The following is a 14,152-nucleotide window of genomic DNA, read 5'->3' as shown; positions in this document are numbered from 1 at the left end:
CACACAAAAGCGTTGGTTATTGAAGCATTTAATGGGGATATTTTCTTGAATATCGCTGACAACATTTATGCCACACGTTGTTTGTTAACACATGAAGAGCATTCAGCGATGTTTGATTTGGGTGAGAATATAAAAAAAGAAAGACGCCAATACGTTCCACCACAATCACACCCGTGGAAACTGGCATCTTTCAAACGCTATCTCAAGAGTATTGGAAAAACTCTTGAAGAGTATCAAGACAACAAGCTTGCTTGATACTTTAATAGCATACATTATTTTGCCCTATAAGTGCAATGATTTTTTTGAAAATCATTGCACTTATAGTGGCCCACATTTTGGGACATTTTCATTTTCGATTGACATTTTTTATACACATTATTTCTAAAAAAGCGTGCATTTACTAGTTTAAAAGTGAAGTATTGACATGCTTTTTTATAGAACAAGACAACATGACGTACACCAACAATACAAAAACGCCTTAATCAGCACAACAAATACGATAATCTATCATATTATAAAAATATGGCACATTAACAAATATTATTTTTAGCATATCACCCTAACTTGTACCATGAAATACTTAAATCTGTACATAGCTTTCCTCTAAACTATTACCTTATGAAAACACTACGCATTATATGCACTTTAGCCTAACTGCACTACATCAACAGAGTACAAGTTTTTACTAGATTTATATCTTATAAGATGTTACGCATTATATGCATATTACCCTAACTGCACACAAAATACTTAAATCTGTACATAGCTCCCACTAGACTATTTCTTTATGAAAACACTACACCTTATATGCACATTACCCTAACTGCACACAAAATACTTAAATCTGTACATAGCTCTCATCTAAACTATTACCTTATGAAAACACTACACCTTATATGCACTTTAGCCTAACTGCACTACATCAACAGAGTACAAGTTTTTATTAGATTTATATCTTATAAGATGTTACGCATTATATGCACATTACCCTAACTTGTACCATAAAATACTTGAATCTGTACATAGCTTTCTTCTAAACTATTACCTTATGAAAACACTACACCTTATATGCACTTTAGCCTAACTGCACTACATCAACACAGTACAAGTTTTTACTAGATTTATATCTTATAAGATGTTACGCATTATATGCACTTTCCCCTAACTGCACTACATCAACACAGTACAAGTTTTTACTAGATTTATATCTTATAAGATGTTACGCATTATATGCACTTTAGCCTAACTGCACTACATCAACAGAGTACAAGTTTTTATTAGATTTATATCTTATAAGATGTTACGCATTATATACGGCTTTTCGTTAAACTAGCATTCTTAAAATACTCGGCACTGACGGACTACTTTTTCTTATTTTTAAGCATGCTATAATGATTGTAAGCACAATTGCAAATAATGGCTTTGAGCTTGATTATCCCAAGCTCAAAGCCATTATTAAGTGTAAAGTAATAGAGTTTACTCTTGATTGTCTTTCATTAATCGTGATTTTAAGTAAGCATCAATAAACGCATCTAAATCCCCGTCCATAACTTGTTGGACTTGTCCAAGCGAAAAATTAGTTCTATGATCTTTTACCATAGCGTACGGATGAAACACGTAAGAACGGATTTGTGAGCCCCAGCCAATTTCTTTTTGTTCTCCACGGATAGTATCTAATTCAGCCATGCGTGCCTCTTCTTCAATTTGGTACAATTTTGCTTTTAACATTTTCATGGCTTGATCTCTATTTTGGAATTGTGATCTTTGCGACTGACTCTGTACAACTATGCCACTTGGAATATGCGTGATACGAATAGCAGAAGATGTTTTATTAATATGCTGTCCACCTGCACCACTTGCTCGAAATGTATCAATTCTTAAATCATCTGGATTGATGTCAATTTCAACAGTATCTTCAATTTCAGGCATTACATCAACAGATGCAAAAGAAGTATGTCTTTTTTTAGCAGCATCAAAAGGCGAAATACGCACTAAACGGTGTACACCACGTTCAGCTTTTAAGTAGCCATACGCATTTAATCCTTTAATGAGCAAGGTTACACTCTTAATGCCTGCTTCTTCTCCGTCTTGGTAATCTAATGTTTCCACTTGAAACCCTTTTTTATCTGCCCAACGTGTATACATCCTAAGGAGCATGCTCCCCCAGTCTTGCGATTCTGTTCCTCCTGCTCCTGGATGTATTTCTAAAATTGCATGATTTTTATCATGCTCTCCATCTAATAACATCATCAATTCGTATGATGCAAGATGCTCTTTTAATGTTTGACAAGTTTGTACTAATTCATCAAAATAATCTTGATCAAATTCTTCTTTAATAAATTCATATAATTCATTAATATCTTTCAATTGCACGACTAAATGCATGTACGTATCATACACACTTTTTACTTGGTTCAACGCATCAATCGTTTGTTTTGCTTTGTTGGCATCATCCCAAAAAGTTGGTTCTAACATCTCTTGCTCATACTCGGCAATATCCGTTTCTAATTTCTCTAAGTCAAAGAGAATGCCCAAAGGTTTTTAGTTGATGTTTAGCATCTTCAATAAATTGTTTAATCTCTACTAATTCCATATTATTCCTTTCCTAAATACTCTTTTTACAGATAAAAACGTGTCGTACGACACGTTTTTATCTGTATTACACATTAGCACGTAAAGTAGATTTCAAAATAATACGTGATACTTCAAACTCAATTGTTTTAATCATCATATTAAATCTCTCGAATCCCTCATTTTGATATTCCGTTAATGGATTTGTTTGAGCATACGAACGCAATCCGACACCTTGTCTTAAATGATCCATATCATCAATATGACTTGTCCATTCTTGGTCTACAACACGCAACACAACTAATTTTTCAAATTGTAATAAATATTCTGGTGATTGTAGTTGACTAACTTTTTCATCATATTGCTCCATAGCACGTTCAACTAAATAGGCTTCAATTTCTTTAATTTTTTTATTTTCTAAATCAGATACAGAAATTGTTTCTGGATTAACGAGTACATTACCTGCAAACTTAACTAATCCCTCTAAATTCCAAGGAATTTTCTTATCTGTTGATGTATGTGCCTCCACTTCATGATGAATAGTGCGTTTAATCATACCTTTTACAACATCAGATAATGATTCTGTTTCTCCAATCACTTGTTGACGTTGCTTATACATAATCTCACGTTGCTCACGCATAACCTCATCGTATTCCAAAACGCTCTTACGAGAGTCGTAGTTGTTTCCTTCAACTTGTTTTTGTGCAGATTCAATTTGGCGAGTAAACAACTTACTTTGAATAACAACATCTTCTTCACCATCAGCACTTGATTCTGTTAATTTAGCTAAAAATTCTCTTGTCCGTTCATTACCAAAGCGTTTCATTAAATCATCTTGTAAAGATAAATAAAATTGACTAGCACCTACATCTCCTTGACGACCTGAACGTCCACGTAACTGATTGTCAATACGGCGAGATTCGTGTCTTTCGGTTCCAATAACGCATAATCCACCAAGCTCTTTAACACCTTTACCTAACTTAATGTCTGTTCCACGTCCTGCCATATTTGTTGCAATCGTTACTGCGCCACGTTGCCCTGCACTAATAATAATCTCAGCCTCTTTAGCGTGATTTTTAGCATTTAAAACTTCATGAGGAATCCCCTCTGCTACTAACATATTAGACAATAATTCAGATGTTTCAACAGCAACCGTTCCTACTAAAATAGGTTGACCTTTGCTATGACGTTCTTTAATATCTGCAACTACGGCTCTAAATTTACTTTTCAGTGTTGGATACAACAAATCTGGCGCATCAATACGAGCAATCGGTTTATTTGTTGGAATAGGTGTTACTTGCATATTGTAAATTTCACGCAATTCTTCTTCTTCCGTTTTAGCTGTTCCGGTACAGCCAGATAATTTTTTATACATACGGAAATAATTTTGGAATGTAATTGTCGCCATTGTACGTGTTTCATCTTGAATATCCACACCCTCTTTAGCTTCAATAGCTTGGTGTAAACCGTCAGAGTAACGACGACCGTCCATAACACGACCTGTAAATGGATCAACAATTTTAATTTCGCCATTGTCCACAACATAGTCAACGTCAAGTGTCATAATATAATTAGCATGTAGAGCTTGTGAAATATGATGTACAAGTAATGTATTGTCAACATCATATAGGTTTGGTAAATGGAATACATGCTCTGCACGTTCAATCCCTGAATCTGTCAATGATACTGTTTTGGATTGCAAGTCAATTGTATAATGCTCTTCTTCTTTTAATCCTTTAACAAAGAAATCTGCACGTAAATACATTGCTGTTGATTTTTCTGCACCCCCTGAAATAATTAAAGGTGTTCGTGCTTCATCAATTAAAATAGAGTCCACTTCGTCTACAACGGCATAATTTAATGGACGTTGTACCATACTTTCTTTTTCAACAACCATGTTATCACGCAAATAGTCAAATCCTAATTCATTATTTGTACTGTACGTAATATCACACGCATAGGCTTCACGTTTTTCAGACGGGCTTTTTTCACTTGTGTTCAATCCAACACTCAATCCTAAAAATTGATACAATTCGCCCATTTCTTTTGCATCACGACTAGATAAGTATTCATTGACTGTTACAACGTGTACGCCTTCTCCTGATAAAGCATTTAAATACACAGGCATTGTAGCCGTTAATGTTTTTCCTTCTCCAGTTCTCATTTCAGCAATATTACCTTCGTGTAGTGTAATACCACCCATAACTTGCACTTTATAAGGGTACAAACCTAACACACGTCTAGCCCCCTCACGCACAAGTGCAAATGCTTCAGGTAATAATTTATCTAAACTTTCTCCGTTTTGATAGCGTGTTTTAAATTCTTCTGTTTTTTCACGTAATTGTTCATCCGTCTTTTGCTCCATGTCTTTAGCATAACTAAAAACTTTGTCTGCAATTTTTTCTAAACGGTTTAATTCTCTTTTTTCATTTTCAACTAATCGTTTTAAAATATTTGCCATGTTTTTCTTCCTTTTGTATTTACTCTGTTACATTCTACCATATATAAGTGCAGATACGCTACTATTTTATTACATTTAAATGCTTTTTTGTCCAAAAATTCTTTACATTTACTCTAATATGCCATACGCTTGTTGGATAGGTTGAACAAATAAAATACTATGTGTATCTTCCAAATGAATGGACTTATCAATTTCCTCAATAATTTCCTCAACTTTTTCTTGTAAAGCAACAATTAGTACCGTTTCTTTTTCCGGCTCTATCTCCATGTGGAACAAACGTTGTGTATTATAAATTGATGACCCTCTAGCGTTAATGATTGTTCCTCCTTTAGAACCTGCTTTACTTGAAGCTGAAATAACCTCTTGGGCAACACCTTTATCAACAATTACTGTAATTAACTGATACATTGTATTTTGTTCTCCTTTTTCCCTATCGTAATTTGGAATAGTATAGGCAATTCCTTTGTGCTTTTTCTCAATTTTAAACTGCTCAATAATATGACCCATAATATGTTCTCGTTTGTCATCTGCTATAAATAATGTCACTATTTCCTTTTTATTCTCATTTAAACATAATAAATCTAATACATGGTGAGCTACCGTTCCTTCTGCTAAAATGATATTGCCACTAAAAGCTCCAAGTTTTTTTGCACATTGTACAATTTTGCTTCCTATTCCATAAGGTACAATAAAATAAACAATTTCACTCAATGGTGTAACCATATTAAACGCCCTTTCTTAAATTCATTTTTATCCGAAATAAAATGCCTAATAATTCTAATGTTAAAATCGGCATCATTGCAACCATGGCAATCATACCAAATCCGTCAATCATTAAATCTGCCCCCTCAAAAGTGAACGCTGCCCCTTGAATAAAGGCTAAAATAAATGTGGCGGTAATCGGTCCTGTGGCAACACCACCTGCATCAAATGCCATCCCTATAAATAATTTTGGTGTCACACACATTAATCCTAAACATAAGGCATATCCTGGTAACAAATAGTGCCACAGCTGGATTTCAGGCACAAGAATACGTACAATAGACAATAAAACGGCTAAGCCTACACCAAAGGCTAACGACAATAGCACCGCTTTTCTTTTCACATACCCACTTGTAACGTCTTCAATTTGATACGTTAAAATATGTACAGCCGGTTCTGCTAAAATGGTAATAAAGCCGATAATAAATCCTGCACTGATAACGATCCATTTATTTTCCAACATAATTAATTGTTGACCAATTACAATGCCTATGTCCATAAATCCAGTATTTACGCCAATAAAAAAACATAAAATTCCTAAAAAAGCATACACAAAACCAATAGACATACGGTATATTTGTGCTGTTTTTAAATGAAAAAATTTACGTTTACATAGTATAAAAATCAAGACTAAAGGTAACATAGCGATCGTACTATCAAATAAATTACTCAAAAAATCAGACATAAATGGAGCAAAAATTTGCGAAGAATGATTTGCAGAAATAGTTACATTTGTATCATAATGTGTAACTTTTGAAAAAATATCAAGACACATAATGCCAATAATAGCTCCTGCTGAAGCAATAGATACCAGTCCAAAACTATCTTGTTCGGAACTTTTGACATCTTTTTTCAAACGTGAAATCCCAGCAGACAGCGCTAAAATGAACGGAACTGCCAAAATACCAGTTGTTGCTCCAGAAGCATCAAAAGCAATAGCTAAAAACTCTCGTGATGTGAAAAAGGACAATACAAAAATTAAACTATATAAACCTAACAAAATAACAGATAGTGATACATTATAAAAAATCCTCATAAATCCTAATGAAAGCATGAACGCTAAGCCAATAGATACAACAATCAAAATTGTCAATGTAGATATATGTTTTGCCGTTACCGTATTAACTTGATTTGCTAGCACAAACAATCCCGGCTCGGCTATGGAAACAAAAAAGCCTACTAATAATCCACCTAGCAACACAATCCATAAACGATTAGTTTTTGCTAGAGAAATACCGGTCACTTTTCCAAGTGGCGTCACAGATTTTTCTACTCCAATTAAAAATAAAGTTAGTCCCACTAGCACAAAAATCGTTCCAATGACAAATCTTGCCATTTGTGCAAATGAAATAGTTACAAGACTCATACTTAATAAAATTACCACAACAAATACAGGTAAAATAGAATAACACACTTCTTTCAATTTATCTAAAATAACAGCCAAACAATCCCTCCATATTTCATTTTTTAAAGGCTGGATAAATCGTCATAAAATGACTTAAACTTGAATTTTTAAGCCTATATATTTTTTATCCAACGACATATAACTTATTAAACATACTAATAAATAGACTATCAAAAAGTCTTATTTTTTACATTTTTTATACAATACGTTCCGTTTCAAAACGTATCTATCAAGACAATAAAAGCCCCATAAAGTTTATCATGCTTTATGAAAGCCTGTATCGTCTAATCCATATCTACTAACTTAACATCTATTTTTTATCTGCATTATATTTTTAAATATTGGTTCACTAAATATATCGTACTAATTTTTTCATCACATAATAATGCTGAATAATTTTTATCCACTCAGCTTACTCTAAACGCATTCTATCTCCAAGACATTATACAATATGTTACCCTATATTTTACGATTTCTTTCAATCATTTTATCATAAAACAGTTTATATTCTTCTTTCATCTGCATATCTAGTTGTAAAGTCAGCAGCTGGCTGTTCATTTTTTGTAAAGTATCTAATATGCGATGCTTTACTTCTTCAACGGTTAAATTTTTATGTAATAAATCACATAAATTTGCCATTGAACTAGGGTTAACTTGAGGGAAAGAAAATTTGGTTTTTTCATTCTTTTTCCCATATTGGTAGAATGTCTTAATCAATTCGCCACGCTTCATTTGATTGCCACAAACACTTAAATAAATTGAAATAGCTATCCCGTCTTTAAAGCGTCTTTGTGCAATACCAGCGAATTTTTTACCCGAAATACTTAAATCAAAATCTCCTGGACAATAAGAATCTTTAATCACGTAGTGTTCAATACGCACATTTTCTTCCACAAATATCGCTTGAATAAACTGGGTCATTAGCAAATATGCTTCTTGAATAGAAATACTATCTGTTCTCTTAGGTAAAATAAATGAAAAATTTAAAACTCCAGTATCAGCAACTACAGCCAGACCTCCAACATTTCGTACAACTGCACGATACCCATGTGTACGAATAGCTTTAATTCCCTCGTCACAATAAGGCAAGCGTCTATCCATCATGCCCAAAATAACAACTTGTTCCATTGGCCAAATGTGCAAAATTGTTTTATCAACATCCCTGTTGACTTCTCGCAAAAACACATCAGAAAAGGCAAATGGTTGATATAGATTACTATGAATATGTTCACTTTCATCATGAATAAAAATCGGTGTTCTTGTTAACAGTTTAGTGATGATGCCCACAACTACACTCTCCATGTTCATGAATGTGATTTTTCCCTAAATGTTCTTCGTCCTCTATAACAAATGAAACACCAGTCAACTCAATAAATTCATCATTTGTTAAATATTCAGACTTTTTCACTAATTCGCTATCTAAATACGTTAATGGCAATACTGATAGCCCCTCTTGATGTAATACATTGATAACATACTCTGGAAATTCATCTTCTCCGTGGACATTATACGTTGTTTCAATTCCCTCTAAACTACCTAATCCCTCTAAGATTAGCCTAACACGACCAAATTCTCTTTTTTCGTTTTCATCTTTAACAGACATCACTCTATCAAATACTTCAATTTTCATAATAAGCTCCCATCTATATGACTCTTTTTACTCCAATACACCTACAATGTTACTTGTGATACTTCTTAAATATTATCACAAGACACTCATTTCAACAACTATAACACTTACTCAATGTATCGTTTTCCCTCCATTAGATGAATATCATTGACAATAATTTCAACTACAACCATACTTTTTCCCTCTTTTGTCACGTACTGTCTGGAATTTAAACGTCCACTGACTCCAATAAGATTTCCTTTTTGGCAATATTTTTCAACTAATTTTGCTAGATTCCCCCAAACCACAATCGGCACAAAATCAGCTTGTTGTTGTCCTTCTACTTTCTTTTTTCTTGGAATAGCAAGCACATTATTTATCACATATTTTTCCTCGCCTAAATCTTTTACTACAATTGGCTTCACAAAACGCCCAATAACTGATACATCATTCATCTATCTCTCTCCTTTATCTCTTTCTATTCATAATATACGTTGTTCATATTATTTTTACATAAACTATTTGTTATTTTAGTCATTATTGTGCTAACATTAGACATGCTTAGTATGTTAACCATTCATTGATAAACATTATTTATCAAGCAACTTTTTATGATATTGCATCTCATCTTATATATTAATTTAACACAAAAACGGCTTTAACTTAGAGCGTATCTTTAAGTTAAAGCCGTTTTGTAGTTTCATTTGTATCATACATTCTATCAATTTTATAGTATATATGCTTCCATATCAGTTATCTCTGTTGGTACTAACTTATTTGATAAAGCATATATACAATAACTATCATACTGTTCAAAACTGTTTTCATATAATTGCTACTAGAAACTGTCCTAATTGTAATCAGTTTATCTTGCAAAGCTATTTATCTACGTATATCAGACATCACAACTAAGTTTTTAAATGGAGTATTCTATAAATTGGAAAAGATATTTACATAACGTATACATGCACACTACTCAACACAGATGTTACCAAATATAGCTATATCGGCGTAATATACATCGTATTTTTGCTTTATCTACTAATATGCGTTCAGTATGTTTTAATAATTGTACGTGACATGTCTCTTTTCTTAATGAAACGTTACTATTTTATGTGTACTATATCTTTTTCTTTTTAATAAGAATAATGTGTCAAAATTTTCTCTTTTTTCGATAGTTTTATTAGTCTTTATATACTAGATGTTTGGACACTTTACTCTTTTATCTATTTTCATGTCAGTAGCTATCAATCTGATTATGTTATTCTATAAAATATCGCCACTTATTATTGCGCATTCAATTCTAAGATTTTAATGATTAATGCTGTAGCTTTTTCCATGGATTCCAATGTAATATACTCATAGCGCCCATGAAAATTTTCTCCCCCTACAAACAGATTCGGTGTAGGCAATCCTAGATGGGAAATTTTTGATCCGTCTGTTCCCCCTCTAAAAGGTTCAATAATCGGCGTGATACCTAGAGCATGCATGGCATCTACGGCAAGCTGAACGATAGATAAATCTTTTTCAATTACTTCTTTCATATTGTAATATTGATCAAACATGTGGATATGAATGCGTTCATCTCCTAGTTGCCGGTTCATTTGTGTCACAATTTGTTGTAAGGTATGTTTACGATTTTCAAATTTTTCCCTATCGTGATCTCGAATAATGTATGTCATTTTAGCTTCTTCAATCGTTCCTTCTAAATTATGCAGTAAATAAAATCCCTCATATCCTTCTGTTTTTTCTGGAACATCATGTTGTGGTAATTGTGCATCGAGTTGTAATGCGAGTTTTAAAGCGTTTATCATTCTGTTTTTGGCAGTTCCTGGGTGAACACTAATTCCTTTTATTGTAATATTTGCCTGAGATGCATTAAATGTTTCAAATTCAAGATGCCCAACTCTACCACTGTCCATTGTATAGGCAAAATCAGCATTAAAATGCTCTACGTCAAATAAGTCAGCCCCACGTCCTATTTCTTCATCGGGACCAAAAGCAATACGCACATCTCCATGTTTAACGTGTGGATTTTTTTGTAGCCATTCAATCGCCGAGAGAATTTCAGCAATCCCTGCCTTATCATCTGCACCAAGTAATGTATCGCCACTTGTTGTAATTAATGTTTCTCCAATATAATCTCTCAAATTAGGGAATTCGTTAATAGATAATACATATTTTCCGTCCTCATCTAAAGAAATATCACTCCCAGTATAATGCTCATGTACTCTAGGCTTTACATGTTCAGAATTGAAATCTGCCGTATCAACATGTGCAATAAATCCAATAACCTTGGCATGAGGCACATTTCCTGCATAAGTTGCTGTTAAAAATCCATTATTTTCATTATAATGTACATCTTTTAGTCCCATGTTTTCTAATTCTTGTTTTAAAAGCAATGTAAATTCAACTTGTTCTTTAGTTGTTGGTATCGTAGAACTTTTTGCATCTGAACGTGTATTTATCTGACAATATCTGAGAAACCGACTTAATAAATTAGGGTACATTTACTCACTCCTTTTATTTTTTAGTTATTGTATCATAATTTTTTGCGTTTGGCTTAATCTTAATATATGCACACATACATGTTAAAGCCATAAGATCTTGGTTTTTAATAAAAAAGAAAAACTTTTGGAGCATTAGTTCTCTTTGTATAGCACACAAGTCTATACATTTTAAAATCTAATCTATCAATTAAGTAAGAACTTTTGTGTTCAAACGAAAAAACAGTAATTTTAGGGGATTTTTTTACACCACACAAAATAGAATAACCCAACCTAAAGGGGTCAACACTTAGTCTGTGCGTACTGGCGGTATGCATTAAAGAGATGTTTGCGTTTATATGAGAATATAGGCTTTGACTACACTACTCCTTTCAAGTGGCACACAACATATCACAGTCTGTCCTATAGTTAAAAGTACTTGGTCTATATATACTAGCGATACGCTGAAAAAAGATGTTTGCGTTAATATAAAAATGAGGGGTTTAGCTACACTACTCCTTTTAAGTGACACACAACATACCACAGTCTAGCCTATAGTTAAAAGCACTTGGTCTATATGTACTAGCGATACGCTGAAAAAAGATGTTTGCGTTAATATGAAAATGAGGGGTTTAGCTACACTACTCCTTTTAAAGGATACACAATATATCACAGTCTGTCCTATAGTCAAAAGCACTTGGTCTATATATACTAGCGATACGCTGAAAAAAGATGTTTGCGTTAATATGAAAATGAGGGGTTTAGCTACACTACTCCTTTTAAGTGACACACAAAATAGATAGTCTAGCCTAAAGATTCCAGCACTCAGTCAATACGTACTGATGATATGCGTTAAAGAGATTTTTTCGTATAAACGGGAGAAAAATGGCTTTAAGGCTAGCTTTTTTCTGTTCAGAATATGATATTTTAAATAACTTTTATCTAAGATTCGATTTCACCTTTTCTCTAGCTACTTTACCAAAAAAATAATCGTGTTGGCATTGCCAACACGATGTGTATATACTCTTTTCAATTTTTTCCAATTATTCAAGTTGACTAGGCAACAACACGCTAGTCTACTTTATTTTAGATTAAAATAAATGTGTCCAAAAATCAACTATGTTTGGCCATAACGTATTTAAAAAATATGTTAAAACTTCTTGTTGTAACCAAGCAAATACAAATGTTGACACAGCTTTTGTTGGAATAAAAATAAGCACAAACTTTTTAAATGACATAGTAGTCAAACCAGCTATCATACATAAAATATCATCTGGTGCAGCCGGTAAAAAGAATAAAATCCCTAATATCCAAGAAAAGCGTTTCTCGTTTCGTGTCCAACCAAGATATTTATCGTAACTTTCATCACTAATAAAACATTTAACAAAAAATTCACCATATCGTCTAGCTAAATGGAATGCAATCATTGACCCAATGAAAATTCCAGTATAATTATAGACAAATCCCCAAACATATCCAAAAACTACCGTTCCACTTAATGTAACTGCTCCTCCTGGTATAATAGGCAAAACAACTTGAATAACTTGAATAATCATAAAGATAATAGGTCCAAATACACCTAATTGTCTTAAATGAACTTCAAACATTCCCCCTTCCGAAGCAGGTTTGAAATATGTTCCTGTCGCAATAAACCATACAAGTAAAATTGTAATTAATAATCCAACACTCGCTCCAATTTGAACAATTTTGCGGTATTTTTCTGCTACTTCACGCTTAGTTAAGCTATCTTCGTTCTGTTTCATTTGTTCATTACTTTCTAACATCCCAATTCCTCCATTAGTTATATTTTCTATAAACTATCATAGTTTTTATTTTTTTACATCAATCTAAAGAATGAAATTACTGCACTAAAAACATAGACACCACTCTTACAATAGCAATACTTAACCATACGAGAATATTTACAAAACTAATCACTTTAAATACCCTTTTAAAAAATTGTGTCACTGTAAAATAATAGTTTGTTTTATAATTATAAAAAAATAAAACTATAGCTATCCATACATAAGCAAACAATATATATGGTAAAATGGAATATTGAACAAATAAACGTCCAATCATCTCAATACATAGAGTTGTCACAGGAAAAGAACATTCTAACACACCAATTCTTTTGACCCATTTTTTGAATATAACCAAGATAAGAAATGTAAGTGGTACAAGAATATACCATAACGCTTCCTCAATATTAAAGACCATAAATCCTCCTAACAGTTACCAAAAAATAAAGATGCAACATATTCACATCGAGTGATTATTTACATCTTTGTTTTCATGCTTATTTTATTCTATACTAATTATATCTTGCCGTCAAATAGTTCCTTGCCACACAATTATCCATATATATGACTAACTGAACGAGTATGTTTAATCAAATCTACAAATATATCGTAACCTTTACCATTGCGTACATCACTATCTTGCTCTTACACTCTATTTAATAAGCTATATTGCACTCAAACACTTTGTCCTCAATAAGATACTTACCATTTATGCTAAATTTTATCATCAGCGATTTCTAGTATAGTATCAAATTTTAGACTATGCATCTGTATTATTCTATTTGTTATCAAACCTAATATTTGTTTACATGTCCGTTCAAGATAATAATCTAAGCAAGAAATCAGTCCTTGTTTTGCGAGGATTGATTTTTAGTCCGACGAGCATGTCATACTAAAAAATCGTGTTGGCAACGCCAACACGATTCAGACTGTTGACAAATATAACTGTCAGCGGTCTTTTTTCGTATAACATTTATTTTATACATTTTTCCTCACTAACTGTTATAATATACATATATAAATTGAAAGGATACACCTACTATGTTCTATCAAGAT

9 protein-coding genes and 2 pseudogenes are annotated in these 14,152 nt (G+C 32.7%); 1 reads left to right on the top strand and 10 read right to left on the bottom strand.

The features are described from left to right. Nucleotides 1-255: pseudogene (locus E4T68_RS06940) on the top strand (ISNCY family transposase); the annotation flags it as partial. Nucleotides 256-1,476: 1,221 nt separating this feature from the next. On the opposite strand, the gene prfB reads toward E4T68_RS06940, so the two are convergent. From prfB to E4T68_RS06890, 10 genes and pseudogenes are all read right to left on the bottom strand, one after another. Next, a protein-coding gene (gene prfB / locus E4T68_RS06935) for a peptide chain release factor 2 (protein WP_135125452.1) occupies nt 1,477-2,593 on the bottom strand; the annotation gives its coding sequence in 2 pieces (ribosomal slippage) (nt 1,477-2,520 and nt 2,522-2,593; 1,116 coding nt in all). Between the two features lie 69 nt (nt 2,594-2,662). After that, a pseudogene (gene secA, locus E4T68_RS06930) lies at nt 2,663-5,032 on the bottom strand (preprotein translocase subunit SecA); the annotation flags it as partial. Nucleotides 5,033-5,140: 108 nt separating this feature from the next. Then, nucleotides 5,141-5,755, bottom strand: a complete 615-nt coding sequence (locus tag E4T68_RS06925; RefSeq protein ID WP_135125448.1) for a P-II family nitrogen regulator — start codon at nt 5,753-5,755, stop codon at nt 5,141-5,143. Between the two features lies 1 nt (nt 5,756). Continuing rightward, nucleotides 5,757-7,238: a DUF1538 domain-containing protein gene (locus E4T68_RS06920; RefSeq protein WP_135125446.1), complete on the bottom strand. Its 1,482-nt coding sequence runs from the start codon at nt 7,236-7,238 to the stop codon at nt 5,757-5,759. Between the two features lie 420 nt (nt 7,239-7,658). Continuing rightward, nucleotides 7,659-8,507: a lipoate--protein ligase family protein gene (locus E4T68_RS06915; protein ID WP_135125444.1), complete on the bottom strand. Its 849-nt coding sequence runs from the start codon at nt 8,505-8,507 to the stop codon at nt 7,659-7,661. Then, complete coding sequence (locus E4T68_RS06910) at nt 8,470-8,829, bottom strand: arsenic metallochaperone ArsD family protein (RefSeq protein ID WP_135125442.1); 360 nt, start codon at nt 8,827-8,829, stop codon at nt 8,470-8,472. Before E4T68_RS06910 ends, E4T68_RS06915 begins: the two co-directional genes overlap by 38 nt. 107 nt (nt 8,830-8,936) lie before the next feature. After that, complete coding sequence (locus tag E4T68_RS06905) at nt 8,937-9,263, bottom strand: single-stranded DNA-binding protein (protein ID WP_135125440.1); 327 nt, start codon at nt 9,261-9,263, stop codon at nt 8,937-8,939. A gap of 831 nt (nt 9,264-10,094) precedes the next feature. Continuing rightward, nucleotides 10,095-11,318, bottom strand: coding sequence for a peptidase T (pepT, locus tag E4T68_RS06900; RefSeq protein WP_135125438.1), 1,224 nt, complete (start codon nt 11,316-11,318; stop codon nt 10,095-10,097). A gap of 1,067 nt (nt 11,319-12,385) precedes the next feature. Beyond that, entirely contained in the window at nt 12,386-13,078 is a 693-nt protein-coding gene (locus E4T68_RS06895) for a TVP38/TMEM64 family protein (RefSeq protein ID WP_228099273.1), read from the bottom strand. A gap of 76 nt (nt 13,079-13,154) precedes the next feature. After that, nucleotides 13,155-13,514: a hypothetical protein gene (locus E4T68_RS06890; RefSeq protein ID WP_135125436.1), complete on the bottom strand. Its 360-nt coding sequence runs from the start codon at nt 13,512-13,514 to the stop codon at nt 13,155-13,157. Nucleotides 13,515-14,152 lie beyond the last annotated feature (638 nt).

The sequence above is a fragment of the Granulicatella sp. WM01 genome (genome assembly GCF_004570605.1).
GTDB lineage: Bacteria > Bacillota > Bacilli > Lactobacillales > Aerococcaceae > WM01.
Note: the sequence above shows the minus strand (reverse complement) of the source record. Positions and strands in the feature narration are given on the sequence as shown.